The organism is Dickeya sp. Secpp 1600 (genome assembly GCF_003049805.1).
Classification (GTDB): domain Bacteria; phylum Pseudomonadota; class Gammaproteobacteria; order Enterobacterales; family Enterobacteriaceae; genus Dickeya; species Dickeya fangzhongdai.
In genome coordinates this window covers 4893688-4915984 of record NZ_CP023484.1, presented here as the reverse complement: position 1 = coordinate 4915984, position 22297 = coordinate 4893688, and the positions used below count along the sequence as shown (strand labels likewise).

Sequence of the window (22297 nt, the reverse complement as noted above, 5' to 3'; positions counted from 1 at the left end):
TCCTGATTACGCCAAATTTGCTACTATATTAGCAAATTTTGTGAAAAAGTGACATTGATTGCTACTATGGTGGCAACCAATGTTATTGGCTACTGCATCAATTCCACTGGGCGATCGGTTCCGTTCTCCCGCACCCAGCGCGCCAGCAGCCGAATAGCGTCGTGTACCTCTTCGTTCCAGCCGAAACCGGCGTTGAGCCGCAGGCAGTGGTCGTAGCGCCGGTCGGTGGCGAAAATGTGCCCCGGCGCGATGCCGATGCCCTGCTGCCGGGCGCGGGAAAACAGATCGCGCGACGAGCAACAGCCCGGCGGCAGCGTGACCCAGATGGCGTAGCCGCCTTCCGGTTGCGAGATCTGGGTGCCGGCCGGGAAGTAATGCAGCACCGCCTGACGCAGCCGGGCAACCTGGCGCGCCAGTTCGCGGCGTAGTTTGCGCAGATGGGCGTCGTAACCGCCATTGCGCAACAGATCGGCCAGCGCTACCTGCGGCGTCAGCGACGTGCCCATGGTGGAGGTGAATTTGAGGGCGGCGAGTTTGCGCTGCCAGTGAGCGCTGCTGACCCAGCCGATGCGGATGCCGGGGCCGACCGTCTTGGAAAAGCCGTTGCAGAGCAGCACATTGGGGCTGAACGCGCGTAACGGAAACGGCCGCTGTTCGCCGAAAGCGGTATCGGCGAAGGTATCGTCTTCAATCAGCGCGATGCCGTACCGATCTGCCGCGTCGGCGATACGGCGCTTGTAGGTATCCGGCAAGCTGGTGCCGAGCGGATTGTTGATGTTGGTCAGCGAGATGAACGCGCTCACCTGACGCTGGCTGAACAGCGACTCCAGTTGGTCCACGTCCATATGCCCGCTGGCGTCCTGCCCGACTTCCACCACCCGCAATCCCAGATTGCGCAACATCTGCAGCAGCACGAAATAGCAGGGCGACTGCACCGCCACCGCGTCGCCGCTACGGGTCACCGCCCGCAACGACAGCGACAGCGCTTCGATGCAGCCGTTGGTGATCAGAATATCGTCGGGATGCAGGTGGCAGCCGTAATCCAACGCCCGACGGGCGATCTCTTCTTTTAGCGGCAAATAGCCGCTGCCCTTGACGTCGTTGCCCAGCATCATCGGATTGGTGTAACTGGCCTGACGGATGAGCCGCCCCATCTTTTTCAGCGGATAGAGCGCGTTATCGCCGTTAGCCAAGTCGAGCCGCACCCGGCATTCGGTGCCGACCAGCGACAGGTGCAATTCGGTTTGTTCGTCGAGCACCGGCAGCGCGACCGGCTGCGGGACCGCCGTCATGGCGTTGCTGCGGCGCGTGTCGGCGACAAAAAAGCCGGATTTGGGTCGGGCGAGGGCGAAATGCTCATCTTCCAGCGTGCGCAGCACCTTCATCGCCGTGGTGGCGCTGGTGCCATGTTGCTGCGCCAGCGCCCGCACCGACGGGAGCCGGTGATGGGCAGGCAACGTGCCGCTCTGGATGGCCCGAATGAAGTGATCGGCAATCTGGCGGTAACGGGGGGTGTCTGACATCGGGAGGCCCTGAATTCAGCAGTGATGCCGACAGGTTACGTTGAAGCGTAGGCGACAGGCAATCCTGCCGTATCGCTAAACCAGCCAGCCCGCAGGCCAACGGGCTGGCCGGCTATCCTCAGGCGTTGGGATAGGCAAAAACGCGCAGACGATGGCCGTCCGGATCCAGCACCGTAAAGGTGTAGCCAAAGTCTACGGTGGTCGGTATCTGGACGACGGTCACGTCCTGTGCGGTCCAGCGGGCGTAGCAGGCATCGACCGCCGCCGGGTCCGGCAGACGGAAAGCCAGCTCGCTGGAAAAACCCGGCTGGGCAACGGCGGGCTCTACGGTGTGTTTTGACCACAGCCCCAGCACCAGGTCGGCTTTCAGCGCAAACATCGCAAAAGTGGGAGATTGTTCTACCGGGGTCAGATCCAGCAGTTGACCGTAGAAACGGGCGCTGCGGGCCGGGTTATCAACGTAGAAAAGTACGTAATGGGCGTCTGTCATGATGCACTCCGATAAAGAGATAAGCAGGCGGTGTCCCGTATAAGCGCGGGATGTCGCCTGGGTTCGAAAGTCCGGCTGTGTGCCGTATTCGTACCTTATCTCGCTTTGCTGACAGTTTTTGTCAGTAGCCTTCTTTGGGCAATCGGATACCTTGCTGCTCTCGCCATTGTTTGAACAGACGGCGTCGCGACACCGGGTAGGTTTCGGCTTCGACCGCAAAGGCGAGGATGCGGTCGGTGCGGAAGTGGCGGAACGCCTGACGCGTTTCGCACCAGGCGCCAAGAACCCGGACCTGTTCGAAATAACCCAGCACGAACGGCCAGATCAAGCGGGTTGAGGTATTGCCCTGCCCGTCCTGATAATGCAGCGTGACTTTGCGTCCGTCGCGGATTGCCTGACGCAGCGGTTGCAGGTCGACGCTATCGCGTGCCGTCAGGTTGGTCGGCGCCACCAGCAGCGTGGTGCCGTCCAGCGTGTCGCGCAGCGCATCGGGCAGCACGGCGGCGATCTTCATCAGTGCGCTTCTGGCGCCTTCCTGCAAACGAGGGTCCGCCTGTCTGGCCACCCAACGCGACCCCAGCACCAGCGCTTCAATCTCTTCTTCGGTAAACATCAGCGGCGGCAGGGTGAAACCCGGTTGCAGCACGTAGCCGAGTCCGGCTTCGCCGATAATCGGCGCGCCCTGGGATTGCAGCGTGGCGATATCGCGGTACAGCGTGCGCAGGCTGATGCCCAGTTTGTCCGCCAACTGCGGGCCGGGCACGGCGAAACGATGGCTTCTCAGCAATTGGATCAGGGTGAGCAGGCGTTGGGCGCGGGACATGCGTGATTTTCCCTCTTAAACCGGATGTGGCGGTTGTAACCGGATATCGTGAGTAACCGGATATCGTGATGGTATCCGGATATCGTGATTGTACACCGGCGCTCTGTATTACCTGTCATTGCGCGCAACTGTGTCTGTCGGCAGTACCGATTTACCAGTAGGTTAATCAGCAGGTGTGGTTCTTGAAGGCAGGAAAAAAATGACAATAAAAGATCAGTTGCTGGCGTTGTGCGTGGTGGTGGTGTGGGGCGTTAATTTTGTGGTGATGAAAATCGGCCTGCATGATATGCCGCCATTTCTGCTGGCCGGGCTGCGTTTTTTGCTGGTGGCGTTGCCCGCCATCCTGCTGGTGCCGCGTCCGGCGTTGCCGTGGCGCTGGCTGGCGGCGTATGGCATGACCATCAGTTTCGGGCAGTTCGCCTTTCTGTTCTGCGCCATCAAAATGGGGATGCCGGTGGGCATGGCGTCGCTGGTGATCCAGTCGCAGGCGTTCTTTACCCTGATGCTGGGCGCATGGTGGTTGAAAGAACGGCTGCAGTGGAATCAATGGTTGGGGATTCTGGTAGCGGCGCTGGGCATGGTGGTGCTGGCCGAGAGCAATACGGCCAACGCGTCGCAGCCGGGCATGACGTTGACCACGCTGTTGCTGACGCTGGCGGCGGCGGCTTCCTGGGCCTGTGGCAATATCTGCAACAAGCAGATTATGCGCCGTCACACGGTGAACGCCATGTCGCTGGTGGTCTGGAGCGCTCTGATTCCGGTTGGTCCGTTCCTGCTGTGTTCCTGGCTGTTCGAAGGCGGAGACACGATAGTCGCCAGCCTGACGTCTATTCGTTTGTCCACCGTGCTGGCGTTGATGTATCTGTCGTTTATTTCCACCCTGATTGGATACGCCATCTGGGGCAACCTGCTGTCGCGTTATGAAACCTGGCGGGTGGCGCCGCTGTCGCTGCTGGTGCCGGTGGTCGGCATCCTGAGCGCGGCGTTGTTGCTGGGCGAAAATCTGTCGACCGGGCAGCTACTGGGAGCGCTGCTGGTCATGCTGGGGCTGCTGGTCAATGTGTTCGGCGCGCGGCTATGGTCGTTGCGGGCGGCGCGTCAGCCCTAATTTTGGTGATAAAGGCCGGTTCCTCCGGCCTTGTCCCGTTGCGGGGCGCAAATGCCGTCGGAGGCAGGGACTGGCAAAAATAAAGGCAGATAGCCTGGAGGAGTAGGGTTATCGCGATTATTTAATTTATTTTAACAATTTGGTGAATATTTAATCATGGATTTCAGGTGAGCACTGCGCTATCTTCACGTTGGTCTATTTATCATCCGATACCAATCCATTAATTTCTTCTGTGATTACCCGTAGATTAACTATCTATATAGTGAAATTTCAGTCGGGTGAATTATGTTTTTTCAAGCAGTTAGAGAGAGGGGGTTTTACTTACGGATTATTTGTTTATTTTTCTGGAGTAATTTACCTTCGTCACAAATATCGGTATAAGACTAATCCGAAAAGATTGTTTTTTGCGCTGTTACCCAGCGCCATATTCGCCGTCACCCTTTTCCAGGGAAATGTCAGTTAGATGAAAAGTTATGATGATATGCAGCGCTTTAAGGACAAAGCCCAGATAAAAGATATTAATTTCAGGGACATGTCCGGCCAGGTATTGCAATCTGAAACCGTAGTCTGGCCGATTATGAAACAGCTGTTGCGCAATCAGACCGGTGATGACGACACGCTATCTGGCGCGCAACCGGTGAGTATTGCGCAGCCTGTGCCGGTGAGCCAACACGTCTTGTCAGCGCCTGCGGCGTCTTCATCGTCGTCCCGCCGCGTAGCGCCATCATCTAGCTTGAGCGCTGCTCCTTCCGAGGGCAATCAGCACTCTCTGTTTAACGCTATTGCCGCATCGTTGCCGCCTGCTGAGGCGGTCTCGGTTCCTGTGCCGCAACCGGCGGCGCCGGCGCCACAAGCGGCGGTCCTGGCGATGGAAACGGCGCAGCCTGAAGCGGCGCGCCGACATTTGCTGGCGTCTGCACCGGCGGTGAGCGAGGCCAGCGTTGCATCCGACGCCGGCCGGTTCCGCCAGTTATTCAGTAGCCACCGCCATGATGAAATTCATTCGGTATCCAAGACCATGTTGTTGAAACCCTTGCTGGAGAAAATTGCGTTATGCCGTTAGTTTGTGTTTGTTCTCCGAAAGGTGGCGTCGGCAAAACCACCATGGCGGCTAATCTGGCATATGCGCTGGCCCGCGGGGGCAGCAAGGTGCTGGCGATTGATTTTGATGTGCAGAACGCGCTGCGCCTGCATTTTGGCGTACCGCTCGGCGATGAGCGCGGTTATGTCGCTAAATCCGACGAAGCGGCGGACTGGAGCCAGTCCATCCTGACCACCGACGATAATATTTTCGTGCTGCCTTACGGCAACGTCACCGAAGATCAACGGCTGGCGTTTGAGCATAATCTGGCAAGCGATCCGCTGTTTCTCAAGCGTGGCCTCAGCACGGTGATGAACTACCCGGGATTGGTGATCGTGGCGGATTTTCCGCCCGGACCGAGTCCGGCGCTGAAAGCCATGACCGACCTGGCCGATCTGCACCTGATGGTGATGATGGCGGATACCGCGTCGTTGTCGCTGATGCCGTATATCGAAGACAACAAACTGACCGGTCAGCGTCTGAACCGGAAAAAGGGTTACTACCTGCTGCTGAATCAGACGGATAACCGCCGTGCTATCAGCAGCCAGGTTTCGTCGTTTGTTCAGCAGCGTATGCCGGACAAACTGATTGGCAGCGTACACCGTGATGAGAGTGTCGCTGAAGCCAATGCCTCCCAACGCTCCATTTTTGATTTCAGCCCTGTCTCCGCCGCTGCGTTTGATATTGAGCTTATCGGAAAACGCGTTGCGGCTCTGCTGGATATCAGGATTGGCAACGGAGAAGTTCACGCCGATTTTCCAGCTTATCAGGCTGTACCGGCCAGTTAAGCGCCGGTCAGCCTAGACTCGTACGAAATTGACATTATCTGGCTGGTTTTTTCAGCGCAAGGCATGCTCGCGCGGGCGTTTTCTATCCATTAAATATCAGGATAATCGATGAAAAAAATCCTGTTTTTGGTTTTATTGTTGTTATTGCTACCGGCTGCGGCGGTGATTGTCATCACCCCGATGGACAGTGAAAAACAATATATATTCGGTCTGATCAGCATGGCGCTGATGTTTTTGCTGGGGCTGAGCAAGCGTCGGCAGGTGACGGTCGTACTGATAGTGCTGTCGATATTGACCTCGACACGCTATATATACTGGCGCGCAACGGAAACCCTGCATTTCAATTCTGAAATTGAAGCCATTCTTGGCATCGGGTTATTTATCGCCGAATTCTATGTCTGGGTGATTCTGCTATTGGGCTTTCTCCAGACTGCCTGGCCGCTGGAACGCGTTATTGAGCCGATGCCGGAAGACACCCAACTATGGCCGACGGTGGATGTGTATATCCCCACCTATAACGAAAGCCTGGATGTGGTGCGTGATACGGTGCTGGCCGCACAGTGTATCGACTACCCGCGCGAAAAAATAAAAGTCTATCTGCTGGATGACGGCAGGCGCAGCGAGTTTGCCGTGTTCGCCTCGCAGGCTGGTATCGGCTATATCACCCGCGATAACAACGCGCATGCCAAGGCCGGTAACCTCAATCACGCGCTTAAGCTGACTCAGGGCGAACTGATCTGCGTATTTGACTGCGACCACGTCGCCAAGCGCATCTTCCTGCAGGCCACGGTTGGCCCGTTCCTGTCGGACCCGAAGCTGGCGCTGTTGCAGACGCCGCACTACTTCTATTCGCCGGACCCGTTTGAGCGTAACCTGCGCGCAGCGCGCGACATGCCGAACGAAGGCGCGCTGTTCTACGGACCGGTGCAACAGGGCAATGACCTTTGGAACGCCGCCTTTTTCTGCGGCTCCTGCGCGGTGATTCGCCGTGCGGCGCTGGATGAGATCGGCGGTTTTGCGGTAGAAACCGTGACGGAAGACGCGCACACCGCCATCAAGATGCAGCGCAAAGGCTGGAAATCCGCTTTTCTGGCGATTCCGCTGGCGGCGGGCCTGGCGACCGAGCGACTGGTGCTGCACGTGATCCAGCGTACCCGCTGGGCGCGCGGCATGACGCAGATTTTCCGGATTGATAACCCGCTGCTGGGGCGCGGGTTGAGCTGGCAGCAGCGGCTGTGCTACCTCAACGCCATGCTGCATTTCCAGTTCGGCCTGCCGCGAGTGGTGTTCCTGACCGCGCCGCTGGCCTACCTGCTGTTCAACCTCAATATCATTCATGCCTCGGCGGCGATGATCTTTGCCTATGCGCTGCCGCATCTGGTGATATCGATGTACCTCAACTCGCGCATGAACGGGCGTTTCCGGTACAGCTTCTGGGGCGAGATTTACGAAACGGTGATGGCGTTCCATCTGGTGATCCCGACGCTGATTACCCTGTTTTCGCCGATGCGCGGCAAGTTCAACGTGACCGATAAAGGCGGCCTGTTGGACGAAGGCTTTTTTGATTTTCGCATCGTGCGGCCGCACATTGTCGCCGCGGTTTTGCTGGGGGCGGGCGTTCTGGCCGGTATTACCCGCATCGCGGCGCATGATTATTTCAACGTTGATCCCTATGTGATCGTGCTGAACGTGGTGTGGGCATTACTCAGTTTGCTGACCCTGCTGGCGGCGATTGCCGTGGCGCGGGAAACCAAACAAGTGCGCAAAACCATTCGCGTCGATGTGGACGTACCCGCGATCATCCATTACGCCAGCGGCATCGCGTCTCGCGCCACCACCATCAACCTGTCGATGGGCGGGGTGCAGCTCAAAGCGCCGGATCAGCGTCATAAAACCGATGAAATTGAAGCCGTTGAACTGTTGCTGCAATCCAGCGAAATCTGCCTGCCGGTGCAGTTGGTGGCGGCGGATGACGACATCATTCGCCTGCAATTCGTCGATATTCCGTTAGCCCAGCGCCGGGCGCTGGTGCGGGTGGTGTTGTCGCGCGCGGATGCCTGGATGAATCCGCCCTGGCCGCAGGACCGCCCTTTGCGTTCGTTGTGGGCGGTGGTTCGCACCGTTTGCGCGTTCTTCTGGATGAGTTTGCGGGGCCGCGGCAGGAAAGCGGACCTGAAGAAGGAGGACGTCGCAGCATGATGACGCCACGTTTTATGAAAGCGCTGTTGTCCCTGTGCGTGGGCGGCGTGTTGGCGCTGGGCGGCAACGGGGCGCTGGCCGCCGGCGATGCGGCGGATGCGCCGCTGCCCGCCATGCTCAGCCCCGGCGGCAGCAATCCACAGCCCGCTGCGACCGAACCTGCGCCTGTTACGGACTCCGCTGCGGCCCCGACCACGGCGCTGCCGGCGCTGCCGGCGATGCCGCCGGTAACGTCGCCGCTGATGTCGCCGGCGACGCCGTCTGCGGTCACGCCAGCCGCGGCGCCGACGGCCTCGGATTTTCCTGCGCCGCCGTCGCTGACCACGCCTTCCATGCTGTTGCCGACGCCCGTCGGCGATCAGACGGCGGCGGGTTACCAGCCGCTGGCCAGCAGCGTCTCCGTGGCGCAGATGGGGCAAATTCATGGGATTACGCTGGCGGGCGGTCAGGCGCAGGCCGGGGTGATTTTCACCCTGCCCGGCGATCAGGTGGTGACCAACGCGCGTCTGGATCTGGCGCTACGAGTGTCGCCCGAACTGGCGGCGCTCAATACGTCGATGCAGCTGATGCTGAACGGTCAGCCGCTGGGCACCGTGCCGCTCAACGCCGCCACCGGCGACAGTACCCTGTTTCAGCTGGATATTCCCGCCGCGATGGTGGTGTCCAGCAACAACCTGAGCTTTCGCATCAATGACGCCGATCGCCTGCTGTGCGAACGCGACAGCGCGACCCGCTACAACCTGACGATTTTGCCGACCACCACCCTGAATCTGGAAGGTCAGCAGCTTGATATCGGTACCCGGCTGGAGAATTTCCCGCGTCCGTTTATCGACCCGTTGCAGATGACGCCCGCCACCGTGCCGATGGTATTTCCGGCCGATGTCACCCCCGAGCAGGTCAGTGCGGCATCGCTGGTGGCCTCCTGGCTGGGGATGCGTATGGACGGCTACGGCGTGACTTTCCCGGTAATACGCGATGCGTTGCCCGAGAAGAGCGGCATGGTGTTTGGCCGCCCTGGGGACAAAGTGGGCACGCTGACGCTGCCGGACGTTACCGGCCCCACGCTGCAACTGATTGATAACCCGGTAAACCCGGTTTACAAACTGATGCTGGTCGTGGGCAAGGATGACGAACAGTTGCGACAGGCGGCGTACCGTCTGGTCAGCCAGCCGTTGACTGGCGATGCTTCAACCCTGTCGGTGGCGCAGCAGACCATACCGTTCCGCCGCGCCTATGACGCGCCGCGCTGGATCAACACCGACCGGCCGGTACGGCTGAGCGAACTGTTGCGCAACGATCAAAGCATGACGGTCAGCGGGCTGTGGCATGAGGCGTTGCGCATCAACTTCCGCGCCGCGCCGGATCTGTTCCTGTGGGACGGCGACACCATTCCGGTGAAGGTCGACTACCGCTTCTCGTCGGAAAGCTGGATTGACGAAAGCCGCTCATACCTGAACGTGATGCTCAACGGCACCTTCCTGCGCAACCTGACGGTGAACAAAGTCGGCGTGTTGCAGCAGCTGTGGCGCGAAATGGGCGGCGATACCCGTCAGGAAAACTATACGCTGAAGGTCGAGCCGTACCTGATTTACGGCTACAACCAGTTCCAGCTCTATTTCAACATTCGCGCCAAGGATGATGCGCCCTGCAGCGTGCTGCTCAACAACAACATCAAGAGCCAGATTGCCGACAGCGCGTCGATCGATCTGAGCCGGACGCGCCATTTCACCCTGCTGCCGAATCTCTCCTATTTCGTGGGCGTGGCGTTTCCGTTTACCCGTCAGGCGGATTACGCCCAGACGGTGATGCTGCTGCCGGAAAAACCCACCAACGCCGAAATCGGCCTGTTGTTGGATCTGGCCGGACGCGCCAGCGACGCCACCGGCGTGAGTCTCAACCACAACCGCGTGATGTTCGGCCTGCCGGCCAACGCGGCGGATCGCCAGAAGCTCGAAAACAGCGACGTGCTGGCGGTCACCACGCTGCCGCAGGCCGCGTTCAATCAGAACCTGCTGTCTGGCTCGCCCTACACGGTGAACGACCATACCTTCGGCGTCAGAGCGCCGGGCGCGTGGGAGCGCGCGCGAACCCTGTTGACCGGCGATTGGGACCGCGCGCCGCTGGATGCGGACCGCTATTTCTCGTCCAACGAGGCCTGGCGCGGTTTCCTCAGCTACCGGTCGCCGTGGAACCCCGAGCGAGTGGTGGTGGTTGCCACCGGCAGCGGCGACGAACAGTTATTGCGGTTGTATGGCGACCTGAACTCGCCGAACATCAACGCCGCGGTGCGGGGCGATACCGCCATCATCACCGATGAAAACGGCGTGCGCAGTTTCCGGGTCGGGCCGCAGTTCCCCAGCGGCGAAATGCCCTGGTACATGATGATTGTCTGGTACGCCAATCAGCACTCGGTGTTGCTGGCGCTGGCGGCGTTGCTGCTGGCGGCGGTCGTGGGGCTTAGTCTGGCGTCGATCCTCCGGCGGCTGGCGGAGAAAAGGCTGTCGACCCGACGCGATGCGGGTTTAGATAAAAAATAAGCGAGCCACCTATGAAGATGACGACATTAACAGCCCGCATCCGTCAGTCACTGTCTCTCACCGGGGTGGTGGTCGGCGGCGTGCTATCGGCCTCCGCGCTGGCGGCGCAGACTAATCCGGCGCTGCAGGCGCTGTTTGAGCAGGCGGATTACTGGCATCAGCGCTCTCACGACGATCTTGCCCGCGACGCGCTGCAGAAAATCCTGCGGGTGGATGCCAACAACCCGCGCGCGCTTTACCTGATGGCGCTGTATGCCCAGAACAGCGGCGACAGCGCCGAAGCGGCCAAATGGCGCGAACGCTTGAGCACGGCATCGCCGCAGGACCCGCTGTTGCAGGCGCTGGACAACGCTCGCCAGGCCGCGACCATTCCGCAGGCGCAACTGGCGCTGGCGCGTCAGCAGGCGCGCAGCGGCAATATCAGCGCCTCGCTGCAAACCTGGCGCAATCTGTTCAGCGGCACCCAGCCGCCCGCCGGCATCGCGGCGGAATACTATCTGACCATGGCGGGCGACCGCACGCTGCTGCCGCAGGCGATTGATCACCTGCGTGAATTTGCGGCGGCGCATCCGCAGGACACCAATGCCGCCGTGGCGCTCGGCAAGGCGCTGACCTATCAGGAACCGACCCGCCGCGAAGGGGTGCAGATCCTGAGCGGGCTGGCGTCCGGCAGCGCCGATGCCGATCAGGCGATGCGGCAGGCGCTGCTGTGGTTGGGGCCGAAAGCGGACGACGCGCCGTTCTATCAGCTCTACCAGCAGCGGCACCCGCAGGACACGGCGGTGATGGACTATTACCGCAAGAATGTGGGCGGCAGCGAGAAAGACAAAGGGTTTACCGCACTCAACAGCGGCGATCTGTCCAGCGCGCAAACCGCGTTCAGTCAGGTGCTGCAGGCTAACCCGGAAGACGCGGATGCGCTGGCGGGGATGGGGTATGCCGCCCAGCGACGCGGCGATTTTGCCGCTGCGGCGTCCTATCTGGAGCGGGCGGCCCGGCAAGGCGGCGAAAACAGCACGCAGCGCCAGCAGCAGGCGGAAGACGCTCGTTTCTACGCCCAACTGGCGAATGCCCAGCAGGCGATGAAGAGCGGCAATACGGCGCAGGCGCTGACCCTGAGCGAGCCGCTGGCGCAGGCCGGCGGCGACAAAGGGCTGACGGCGAAACTGTTCCGGGCTGACGTGCTGCGCCGCACCAACAACTTCCCGCAGGCGGAACGGTTATATCGCGAGGTTCTGCAAACCGATGTCGATAATCGCAACGCCAAAGAAGGGCTGTATTACGTACTGCGCGAGCAAAACCGCGCCGATGAGGCCAATACGCTGTTCGCGGCCTTGCCGGAGAGCGTGCGGCGCAGCATGGCGCCGCGCCCGGTCGCGACCAGCGCGCCGGTGCGCAATGAAGCCAAACAGGCGCTGGCGGCGGGCGATACCGTCCGCGCCATCGGCCTGTTGCAGCAGGGCATGGCGCGTTTCCCGAACGATGGCTGGCTGAAGCTCGATCTGGCGCGGATTTACCAGCAGCAGGGTAATACGGCTGCCGCCACCTCGTTGATGCAGCCGCTGTTCCGCGCTGGCGCCAGTGCGGACGACCTGTACGCCGCGGCGTTGTTCGCCAGTGAAAATAACGCCTGGCAGCAGGCCAGCACGCTGCTGTCGCGCATTCCGCCGCGTAACCAGAATGAAGATACCCGGAGTCTGGCGCAGCGGGTCAATTTCAATCTGCAGATGGCGACCGCCCAGGTTTATCTGTCGCGGGGCGAAAACGCCGCGGCGGCCAACACCCTGCGGGCGTTGTCGGTGGCGCCGCCGGAAAATCCGGCTGACGCGGGCAAACTGGCCCAGTCGCTGGCGGCTGCCGGCGATACCGCCGCGGCGGTGGCGGTGGTGCGCAACAGCATGCAACGCGGCGTGCAGGGCAATGCCGGCGATTACGCCGATCAGGTTGGGGTGTTGAATCAGGCCGGACTGAGCGATGAAGCGCGGTCGTGGCTGAGTCGCCCGGAACTGGTGGCGCGCAGCAGCACGACGCAGCTGGATGGATTGCGTACCGGTTTCGTGGTGCGCGAGGCCGATCGCCTGCGCGAAAACCAGCAGTATGCGCAGGCTTACGACAAGCTGGCCCGTGCGCTGCAGCGCGATCCGAAAAATACCGACCTGATGTTCGCTATGGCCCGGCTATACCAGTCCGGCAAAATGAACAAAGAGGCGGCGGACGTTTACGATTACCTGTTGTTGCACGATACCCCGACGCAGGAAGCGCGCGTCGGCGCCATTAATGTGGCGCTGGAACGTCACGACCCTAAAAAGGCGCATGCGCTGTCAACAGGCTTGCAGGGCGAGCAGACGCCGGAACGGCGGCTGCTGCTGGCTCGGATCGCGGATGCCGAAGGCAACCGCGATCAGGCGCTGGCTTACCTGAAAACCGCCCGCTCGAAAGCGGTGGGGCTGGAAGGCGCTGCGCCAGGCAACGCGCCCGCGATCGGCGGACTGGCGATGACGGACAACCCGTTCATCGATCGTTCGACGCCGGCGGCTACCCGTGTCGCCAACAGTTCTTCCACTTATGGCAGCGTGATGCCGTGGCAGCAGCGTAACGGTGTCGCCACTGGCGACACCGCGGTGGTGGTGGCCGGAGCCACCACCACACAACAACAGGCTGCTACGCTGACCCAGATTAACGGCATGATGGCCGATCTGGAACGGGATACCGGCGGCTGGGTGCAGTCCGGAGTGCAGATTCGCGGTCGTGATGGCGAGTCGGGCCTCAGTCGGTTGACTGAAGCCAAAGTACCATTGACCTGGTCGAGCGGATCGTTTGGGGATGCGCGGATCAATTTTAGCGTCACGCCGATGTCGCTCAGTGCGGGCAGCGCCAGCGGTGATGCTTATCGACGATATGGTGCAGGGGCCGGGGCTGTGGCTGTGCAGAATATGGTTGATACGGTGAATGCTGAAATTCTTAACATGCGGTCGCAGCTTGCGAGCGGTAATGCTTCAGCGTTGGCCACGTTGCTAAGCAGCCAGGGTATCAATCCCTCCACTGTTAACACCATTAATTTTGATACATTGAACCCGTTAACCAAGCAGGGACAGGACAATCTGGCATTACTGAATGGCAACTCGGCGATTAAAAATTACCTGCTTGCATCGTCGAATAAGCCAAATGTCAATACGGCGAGTTCCAGCGCTACCGACTCGCAAAAAGCGTCTGGGGTTGAACTTAATCTGGGGCTTATCGGCAAAAACTATAAGCTCGATCTCGGCAGTACGCCGCTCGGTCAGGACCTGAATACGCTGGTGGGCGGTGTGCAGTGGTCGCCTAAGCTGACCGATTTCCTGACGTTGATCGTGACCGGCGAACGCCGTGCCGTTACCGATAGTCTGCTTTCTTATGTTGGCAGCAAGGAGGCTTTCAGCGGTAAAAGCTGGGGGCAGGTCACCAAAAACGGCGGCAATGTGTTGTTGAGCTATGACAACGGCGATGTCGGTTTCTATGGCGGAGGCGGTGCTTATAGCTACCTCGGCGAGAACGTGAAAAGCAACACTGGCGTGATGGCGAATGCCGGCGCCTATATTCGGCCGTTCCATGATCGCGACCGTGAGTTGAAAACCGGTGTCAACTTAAGCTGGATGAACTTCGCCAGTAACCTGAGCTACTACAGTTACGGCCAGGGGGGCTATTTCAGTCCGCAGAATTACGTGTCGGTATCGTTGCCGGTGGAATGGAGTCAGAAATACGACAACCTGAGCGTCAAGGCGGGCGTGGCTGTGGGTTATCAGTCTTATTCGCTTGATCGCAGCGATTATTTCCCTAACAACCCGGACTGGCAGGCGTTTCTGGATGATGCTGTGACTAACGGCTTCGCCAAAGAATCCCACTACGCAGGCGACAGCAAGAGCGGCATTGGCTATAACGTGCATGTCGGCGCGGATTATCGCGTTACCAAAGACGTGACCGTTGGCGGACAGATGGGCTATGACACCTTTGGCAACTATAACGAAACCACGGCCCAGCTCTATTTCCGCTACGGGCTCGGAGGCAAATAAGCATGAGTGACCTGCAACAGCATGCATTGAACTATTATCGCCAGCAGCAACTGCCGCCCGGCTGGGCGGATCTGCTCGGCGTGATCGTCAACGGGATGATGGATAACGCCGGTGAGCAGGAAGGGCTGGCGTTTTTGCGTCATATGGGCGGGCAACTGGCCGAACGCTACCCGCTGTCAGCGGCGGTGACGGTGGTGGATCTGGAACGGGAGATCAATCGGGTGTTGTCTCTGTTCGATTGGGGATGCGTGGACCTGCGTCCGTATGAAAATCGACTGGAGATTTATCATCTGGCATTGCCCGTCTCCGTGAATACGTCTGGCAGCGCCAGATGGCGCATGGCGATGGCGGCGGTGTTGCAGGGGCTCTACAGCCGTTGGCTGCGCGAGCAGGGCGGCGTCGAGTCTGTGCCATTGTCCTGCGAAGAAACCGACAGTGAATCGACCCTGCTGTTCCGTTACCAACACTGAGTCGGAGGCGTAATGGTAAAGCCAATGTGGCGTTGTTGGGCGTTGATGCTGATAGTGCTGTTCAGTGCGTCGGCAACGGCGGCAAACGGCTGGGAAATCTATAAAAGCCGTTTCATGACCGCGGACGGGCGCATTCAGGATACCGGCAACAAGAATGTCAGCCATACCGAAGGCCAGGGATTCGCCATGCTGATGGCGGTGCATTATGGTGATCGGAGCGCGTTCGATAGCCTGTGGAACTGGACGCAAAGCCACCTGCAGAACACGACCAGCGGCCTGTTCTACTGGCGTTATGACCCGTCGGCGGCCAATCCGGTGGTGGATAAGAACAACGCCTCGGATGGCGATGTGCTGATCGCCTGGTCGTTGTTAAAAGCGGGAAACAAATGGCAGGACAACCGTTACCTGCAGGCGTCGGACAGTATCCAGAAAGCGATTATCGCCAACAATATCATTCAGTTTGCGGGCCGCACCGTGATGTTGCCCGGCGCCTATGGCTTCAACAAGAACAGCTATGTGATCCTTAACCCGTCATATTTCCTGTTCCCGGCCTGGCGCGACTTTGCGAACCGCAGCCATCTTCAGGTGTGGCGGCAACTGATTGACGACAGCCTGTCGCTGCTCGGAGAAATGCGTTTCGGTCAGGTTGGGTTGCCGACGGACTGGGTGGCGTTGAACGCGGATGGATCGATGGCGCCGGCGACGGCCTGGCCGCCGCGTTTCAGTTACGACGCCATCCGTATTCCGTTGTACCTGTATTGGTATGACGCCAAAACGACGGCGCTGGTGCCGTTCCAACTGTACTGGCGTAATTATTCCCGTCTGACGACGCCGGCCTGGATCGATGTGCTGAGCAATAACGCCGCAGCTTACAACATGCAGGGCGGCTTATTGGCGGTACGCGACCTGACGATGGGCAACTTCGACGGACTCAGCGATCTGACCGGCGCATCGGAAGATTACTACTCGTCCAGCCTGCGTCTGCTGGCCACTTTGGCACGCGGTAAATAACCTATCCTGTGGTAAACATGGCGAGGCATCGTCCTCGCCATCTCCCCCATTTTTACCCCTCAGACATAGCATGTTTCACGCTTTGTTAACCTGATTGTTACTCGTGATCCCATTCACAAAAAATTCTTATGAATCAGCGCAGAATAGAGTAATGACGCGGTTTGCCGCGAGGTTTAGACGGCGTTAGTCATGCGTGATGTTACCGATAAATTAATGCAATGTTTTTGGGAAGAATCTGTTGAAGCGATTCAGCTCTTGTTTTTAACCGGATGTTCACAAACTAAAGTTATAAAAGTATTCAGCCTGTTATCAGGGTGTTATTTTCCGGCGCAAGCACAGGCGGCAACTTTATCGTTCTTTGTCCCCCGTGTGTTTTCCCATCAAAGGACGTCACACTATGAAAAAATCAATATTCAAAAGTCTCTACTTTCAGGTGCTTACTGCTATTACCATAGGGATATTGCTGGGTCACTTCTACCCAGGACTGGGGCAGCAAATGCAGCCTCTGGGCGATGGATTCGTGAAATTAATCAAAATGGTGATCGCGCCTGTGATCTTTTGTACCGTCGTCACCGGGATCGCCGGGATGGAGAGTATGAAAGCCGTCGGGCGTACCGGCGCCGTTGCGCTGCTCTATTTTGAAATTGTCAGTACGCTGGCGCTGATCATCGGTCTGGTGGTGGTAAACGTGCTGCAGCCTGGCGTGGGTATGAACGTGGATCCGGCGTCGCTGAACGTGGCCGCGGTGGCGAACTACGCTACTGAAGCCGGTAAGCAAGGCGTGGTGCCGTTCCTGATGGACGTGATTCCTTCCAGCGTGATCGGCGCTTTCGCCAGCGGCAACATCCTGCAGGTGCTGCTGTTTGCGGTGATGTTCGGTTTCGCTCTGCACCGTCTGGGCGACAAGGGCGTGCTGATTTTCGACGTGATCGAAAGTTTCTCCAAAGTGATTTTCGGCATCATCAACATGATCATGCGTCTGGCGCCGCTGGGGGCATTCGGCGCGATGGCCTTCACCATCGGTAAGTATGGCGTGGGCACGCTGGTGCAGCTGGGGCAGTTGATTATCTGCTTCTACATCACCTGTATCCTGTTTGTGGTGCTGGTGCTGGGGTCTATCGCCAGAGCTACCGGTTTCAGCATCTTCAAGTTCATTCGCTACATTCGTGAAGAACTGCTGATCGTACTGGGTACTTCCTCTTCCGAGTCCGCGCTGCCGCGTATGCTGGAGAAGATGGAAAAACTGGGTTGTAAGAAATCGGTGGTGGGTCTGGTGATTCCGACCGGCTACTCCTTCAACCTGGACGGCACCTCGATTTATCTGACTATGGCGGCGGTGTTCATCGCTCAGGCGACCAACAGCCACATGGATATCTGGCATCAGATCACCCTGCTGGTGGTGCTGCTGCTGTCGTCCAAAGGGGCGGCGGGCGTGACCGGCAGCGGCTTTATCGTGCTGGCAGCCACCATTTCTGCCGTAGGGCACCTGCCGCTTGCCGGTCTGGCGCTGATTCTGGGCATCGACCGCTTCATGTCCGAAGCCCGCGCGCTGACTAACCTGGTCGGCAACGGCGTGGCGACCGTAGTGGTGGCCAAATGGTGTAAGCAGCTTGATTCCAAACAGATGAACAACGTGCTGTCCGGCCGCGATGACGGCCCGGCGGCGGAATCCCGTCCGTCCTGATAGCGCGTTAACGCGGATTCACTCCTGCCAGTTACCCACAGTTCGCTTCGCGGACTGTGGGTAATTCTTATCCATTCTGTGCTAGATTTAGACGCCTTTAACTTTTTTACTCTTTATTTCACGTCGTTGAGTGACATAGACGAAAGCACGCTGTCTAACGGGATGGTACACTTCGCTTCTCTTTTTTGTGAGGCGAATATACCCGTCATACTTCATGTTGCAGGTGCGTTGGCTGCCCTCACTCACCCGGTTGCCGCGTTACAAGGCTCGTATGCGCCTTGCCCTTGAAGGGCCGACGCGTTGTGTTGTTCAAAGCGCGATCGTTTTGCCCTGCAACTCGACTTATTTTGGGTATAACACGTGAGGCGGCAGGACGATGCCGCCCGAATTCACAAAAACATACTGTATTGGTTAGTGATTAAAGTAGGGGTTCACATGCAAGGCACCAAATTTGGCCTTTTTGTTGGTGGAGTGTTGCTGGCGGCTGCCGTCGGCAACGTGCAGGCTGAAGCACTACAACCCGATCCCGCCTGGCAACAGGGCAAGCTGGATAACGGCTTTAGCTGGCAGCTTCTTGCAACACCCCAGCGTCCCAGCGACCGGATTGAACTACGGTTGATGATTAATACTGGTTCACTGACGGAAAATGCGCAACAGACGGGGTTTTCCCATTTTATTCCGCGTCTGGCGTTGTTGCCGCGCGACACCTTTTCCGCCGGGCAGCTACCGTCGTTGTGGCAGCAGTCTGAGAGCGAAACCCGACCATTGCCCCCGGCTACCACATCGTATGACTTTACCTCTTACAATCTGAGTCTGCCGAATAACCGGCCTGACCTGTTGAAAGATGCGTTGAGCTGGCTGGCGGATACCGCGGGCCAGTTGCAGATTAATGATAAACGCATCGCGTCGGCGATGAAGATGATTGATCCGGTGGCGACCGCGCCCACCAATCCGCAAGACCCGAGCTGGCGCTACCGCCTAAAAGGGTCGTCGCTGTTGTCGTATGCGCCGGGGCAACCGCTCAAGGCGTCGGTGAATGCCGAACAGCTGAACAAATACTACAAAACCTGGTACACCCCGGACGCCATGACGCTGTATGTAGTGGGCAATGTCGACAGCCGCGTCATCGCCGAGCAGATCGACAGAGTGTTTTCGCCGTTGCAGGGCAAGCGGGTGACGCCTTCTCCGTTGCCGACGCTGTCCGCGATGCCGTCGACGCCGATCAGCCTGATGGACAGCAGCGCGAAGCAGGATATCCTGTCGTTGGTATGGGACATGCCGTGGCAGCCTATCCGCGATTCTCAGGCGCTGGCCCGCTACTGGCATAGCGATTTGGCGCGCGAAGCGCTGTTCTGGCATATGCAGCAGGTGCTGACCAAAAGCCCGCTGAAAGACACCAACGTGCGTTTTGACTGCAATGTGGTGTATGCCCGCGCCCAGTGCGCCATCCATCTGGACAATGTCACCAGCGAATCGGCGCAGGCCGGCGTGACTTTCCTGAGCAAAGAGCTACTGGCGCTGCGGGATAAAGGACTGTCTCAGGCGGAGTTTGACACGCTGATGGCGCGTAAAGCGGAAGAGCTGAGCAAGCTGTTCGCCACGTATGCCCGCGCCAGTACCGATATTCTGATGGACCAGCGTCTGCGTTCGCAGAAAAACGGGGTGGTGGACATTGCGCCGGAGCAGTATCAGAAGCTGCGCCAGAACTACCTGTCGTCGGTCACGCTGGAGATGCTGAATCAGGAACTGCATCAGCAGTTGTCTCAGGAAGCGACGTTGGTGATGCTACAGCCGCAGGGCGAGCCGGAAGCCAACATGAAGGCGTTGCGGGAAACCTACATGAGCATCATGCAGCCGGATAGTGGCGCCGCTGCCGTCGCGCCGGATGCCGCCAAAGCGTCGCAAGACGAAACCTCGGCGGTGCGTTAAGCCAGCTTGCCGTGTGCCTGCGGGCACGGCGCGTTGAGACTGATACGTTGGTCGCACCGACAAACACGACAACGCCGGTTCAGCATGAGACTGAACCGGCGTTTTTTATTGAGTCAGCCGTGTGACCCTGCTCAGGCAGGCATTGCTTCCAGCGGAATAATCGCGCCGCGATACTGGATGACGGTGCTGGCGGTGAGATGGCCGCGTTTGGCGGCATCCTGCGCGCTGCCGCCGTTCAGGCGCACAGACAGGTAGCCGGCGCTGAACGAGTCGCCCGCCGCCGTGGTGTCGACGACTTTCTCTTTGGGCAACTTAATCGCCGGAACTTCCAGCAGCGATTCGCCCTGGATAGAAACCAGACAGGAGTCTGCGCCGCGTTTGATCACCACTTCCGTCACTCCGGCGCTATGGGTGCGTTTCAGCACCTCGTCTACCGGCAGTTCGCCCCACAGCATATCTTCGTCGTCCAGCGTCAGGAACGCGATATCCGTACAGGCCAGCATATCGCTGTACGATTGACGGGTTTCTTCTTTGCTCTGCCACAGGCGCGGGCGATAGTTGTTGTCGAAAATTACCTTGCCGCCGTTGGCGCGGCAGGCGCGCAGCACCGTCAGCAGGCGCGCACGGCTGGCTTGATTCAGGATCGCCAGGCTGATGCCGCTCAGGTAGATGTAATCGAACTGCGCCAGTTGCTGACTGATGGTGTCGGCATCCGGGCTTTCCAGCCAGTAACGGGCCGCGGCATCGTTACGCCAGTAGTAAAAGGTGCGCTCGCCGGTGGCGTCGGTTTCGATGAAATACAGCCCCGGCAGTTTGTTGTCCAGACGTTGGATCAGGTCGGTTTTGACCCCTTCCTTTTGCCAGGCAGCTATCATTTCGCTACTGAAGGAATCGGTACCCAGCGCGGTGACGTAATGTACGCCAAGCGCGTCCGGTTTTACCTGACGGGAGATGTAGACGGCAGTGTTGAGGGTATCGCCACCAAAACCGCGGTTGAGATCCGCGCCTTTCTGTGACAGTTCAATCATGCACTCGCCAATAATCGCAATGTTCTTCGTCGTCATGACAGCTGACCTGTAAAAAGAGAAGGTGAACCAAACGGAAACTAGCGCCAGTCTCAACATTACGCAGCATGGAGTCAATAGCGATGAAACGATGTTTTATTTTTTCATGATGTGGATCGGGAAAACCGTTTGTAATCCCGATCCTTAGCGGACTGTTGCCTATTGATACGTTGTGTGTCCGGTTATGAAGCCTGCTGGCGGCGCTCGGTGACGCTCTGTCCGCCAATGCCCCAGTTGTCGGTTTCCACCTCATCAATGATGACCACGGTCGTGGCCGGATTTTTTCCCAGCGTATCTACCAGCAGCTGGGTTACGCCGGCAATCAGCTGCTTTTTTTGTTCGGCGGTGGCGCCGTCTTTGGTGATGCGAATGTTGACGAAAGGCATGGTCGCTCCTGTTGATGGACTATGGGGGTCAGGCGCCGGGCAGCGGCGTCTGCGTGTTGGTATCGGTTTTCGGGTCCGCCGTGGCGATCCAGGCGGCGCAGAATAGCGTCAGGCGGGCAAAGAAATAGAAAAACGTCATTAAGCCGATGACGGAACCAAACGCGGCGCCGGAAGGCGATGTCGCCAGTTGAGGCAGTGCCACGGTCATGGCGAACTTCAGCATTTCAAAGCCGATGGCCGCCATCAGCGTGCCGCGCAACAACGGTCCGCGCCGGGGGTTATGGCGCGGCAGCACCCACAGTATCCACAAAAACAGCAGATAGTTGGCGAAGATGGAGATAGACAGCGCAATCAGCGTCATCACCGGGCGCAACCAATCAATGCCGTCCAGACCCAGGGCCCGGACGATCGTCGCCTGCGCGCTGCCGGCCACCGAGGTGAGAAACAGCGTGATCACCAGCGCCAGCAGCAGCCCGATCAGCGACAGAAAATCCCACAGGTAGCGCAGATAGATTTTCTCTTCCTCGTGCGGCTGGCGTTCCCACACATCGCGTGACTGGGCATGGATCGCTTCCCGCAGGTTGCCTATCCAGTTTACGCCGGAATAGAGCGCGATCAGTAAACCGGTCAGCCCGACGGTGGTGCGCTGTCGTACCGCGGTATTAACGGTGTTCTTCAGGGTGCGGGCGAGACTCGGGTCGCTGATGCTGTTGACGATACGGTTGATGAGACCGGTCAGCAGGTCGGGGTTGGACGCCAGCACAAACCCTGCCGTGGCGAACGATACCATCAGAATCGGAATCAGCGACAGAAACGAAAAGTAGGTGATGGCGGCGCCGAACTGGTTGCCCATCCGGTCGTTAAAGCGGTCTCCCGCGCGGATAAAATGGGCGACAACGGGCACCGACCTGATGCGGTGCAGCCAGCCTGCTAGGTACCCGAACCGCTGACGGGAAGCGCCGGATGGCGTGTCCTGTTCGGTCGAGGGGCGTGGCTGGTTGAGCTTCACAGGCATGCAATCTCTCCTGACGACGTATCCCATTGAGTATAACGCAGGCGCGGTTCTGTCATATAAGCGTAAAAGAGGTCATATAAGCGTAAAAGCGCAGAGGTCAAAGTCGTATGACGACGCACGCTAATTGGTGCTGAAAGACG

16 protein-coding genes are annotated in these 22297 nt (G+C 58.9%); 10 read left to right on the top strand and 6 right to left on the bottom strand.

Features of this window, described 5'->3' with window-relative positions; genetic code table 11:
• Positions 1 to 89: 89 nt before the first annotated feature.
• The 3 genes from CPA59_RS21960 to CPA59_RS21950 all read right to left on the bottom strand — a co-directional run bounded on the left by CPA59_RS21960 (position 90) and on the right by CPA59_RS21950 (position 2836).
• Positions 90 to 1523, bottom strand: a complete 1434-nt coding sequence (locus CPA59_RS21960; protein WP_107760695.1) for a PLP-dependent aminotransferase family protein — start codon at positions 1521 to 1523, stop codon at positions 90 to 92.
• A gap of 118 nt (positions 1524 to 1641) precedes the next feature.
• Entirely contained in the window at positions 1642 to 2013 is a 372-nt protein-coding gene (locus CPA59_RS21955; protein ID WP_038917414.1) for a VOC family protein, read from the bottom strand.
• A gap of 121 nt (positions 2014 to 2134) precedes the next feature.
• Entirely contained in the window at positions 2135 to 2836 is a 702-nt protein-coding gene (locus CPA59_RS21950) for a YafY family protein (protein ID WP_038917415.1), read from the bottom strand.
• A 199-nt stretch (positions 2837 to 3035) separates the two neighbouring features.
• Between CPA59_RS21950 and CPA59_RS21945 the strand changes: the two genes are divergently transcribed.
• The 10 genes from CPA59_RS21945 (at position 3036) to CPA59_RS21900 (ending at position 19692) form a co-directional block, all read left to right on the top strand.
• Positions 3036 to 3944, top strand: a complete 909-nt coding sequence (locus CPA59_RS21945; protein ID WP_038917417.1) for an EamA family transporter — start codon at positions 3036 to 3038, stop codon at positions 3942 to 3944.
• Positions 3945 to 4407: 463 nt separating this feature from the next.
• Positions 4408 to 5007: a cellulose biosynthesis protein BcsO gene (gene bcsO, locus CPA59_RS21940; protein ID WP_107760694.1), complete on the top strand. Its 600-nt coding sequence runs from the start codon at positions 4408 to 4410 to the stop codon at positions 5005 to 5007.
• A complete protein-coding gene (bcsQ, locus tag CPA59_RS21935; protein ID WP_107760693.1) occupies positions 4998 to 5813 on the top strand; it encodes a cellulose biosynthesis protein BcsQ in 816 nt (271 codons plus the stop codon). The genes bcsO and bcsQ overlap by 10 nt, the downstream gene beginning before the upstream one ends.
• Positions 5814 to 5921: 108 nt before the next feature.
• On the top strand, positions 5922 to 8012 hold the full coding sequence (gene bcsA, locus CPA59_RS21930) for a UDP-forming cellulose synthase catalytic subunit (protein ID WP_107760692.1): 2091 nt from the start codon (positions 5922 to 5924) through the stop codon (positions 8010 to 8012).
• Positions 8009 to 10549 carry a cellulose biosynthesis cyclic di-GMP-binding regulatory protein BcsB gene (bcsB, locus tag CPA59_RS21925; protein WP_107760691.1) on the top strand — a complete coding sequence of 847 codons (2541 nt, stop codon included), beginning with the start codon at positions 8009 to 8011 and terminating at the stop codon, positions 10547 to 10549. The genes bcsA and bcsB overlap by 4 nt, the downstream gene beginning before the upstream one ends.
• An 11-nt stretch (positions 10550 to 10560) precedes the next feature.
• A complete protein-coding gene (locus tag CPA59_RS21920; RefSeq protein WP_107760690.1) occupies positions 10561 to 14598 on the top strand; it encodes a cellulose biosynthesis protein BcsC in 4038 nt (1345 codons plus the stop codon).
• 2 nt (positions 14599 to 14600) lie between these two features.
• Positions 14601 to 15068, top strand: coding sequence for a cellulose biosynthesis protein BcsD (gene bcsD / locus CPA59_RS21915; RefSeq protein WP_107760689.1), 468 nt, complete (start codon positions 14601 to 14603; stop codon positions 15066 to 15068).
• Positions 15069 to 15080: 12 nt separating this feature from the next.
• Positions 15081 to 16079, top strand: a complete 999-nt coding sequence (locus CPA59_RS21910) for a glycosyl hydrolase family 8 (RefSeq protein WP_107760688.1) — start codon at positions 15081 to 15083, stop codon at positions 16077 to 16079.
• A 397-nt stretch (positions 16080 to 16476) separates the two neighbouring features.
• Positions 16477 to 17763 carry a dicarboxylate/amino acid:cation symporter gene (locus CPA59_RS21905; protein ID WP_042858155.1) on the top strand — a complete coding sequence of 429 codons (1287 nt, stop codon included), beginning with the start codon at positions 16477 to 16479 and terminating at the stop codon, positions 17761 to 17763.
• A 435-nt stretch (positions 17764 to 18198) separates the two neighbouring features.
• Positions 18199 to 19692, top strand: a complete 1494-nt coding sequence (locus CPA59_RS21900; protein WP_038917425.1) for a pitrilysin family protein — start codon at positions 18199 to 18201, stop codon at positions 19690 to 19692.
• Positions 19693 to 19823: 131 nt separating this feature from the next.
• On the opposite strand, the gene kdgK is transcribed toward CPA59_RS21900, so the two are convergent.
• From kdgK to yhjD, 3 genes are all read right to left on the bottom strand, one after another.
• Positions 19824 to 20756, bottom strand: coding sequence for a 2-dehydro-3-deoxygluconokinase (gene kdgK / locus CPA59_RS21895; RefSeq protein WP_107760687.1), 933 nt, complete (start codon positions 20754 to 20756; stop codon positions 19824 to 19826).
• A 182-nt stretch (positions 20757 to 20938) separates the two neighbouring features.
• Complete coding sequence (locus CPA59_RS21890; protein WP_015848366.1) at positions 20939 to 21142, bottom strand: 2-hydroxymuconate tautomerase family protein; 204 nt, start codon at positions 21140 to 21142, stop codon at positions 20939 to 20941.
• 28 nt (positions 21143 to 21170) lie between these two features.
• Positions 21171 to 22157 carry an inner membrane protein YhjD gene (gene yhjD, locus CPA59_RS21885; protein WP_049853787.1) on the bottom strand — a complete coding sequence of 329 codons (987 nt, stop codon included), beginning with the start codon at positions 22155 to 22157 and terminating at the stop codon, positions 21171 to 21173.
• Positions 22158 to 22297: the final 140 nt, after the last annotated feature.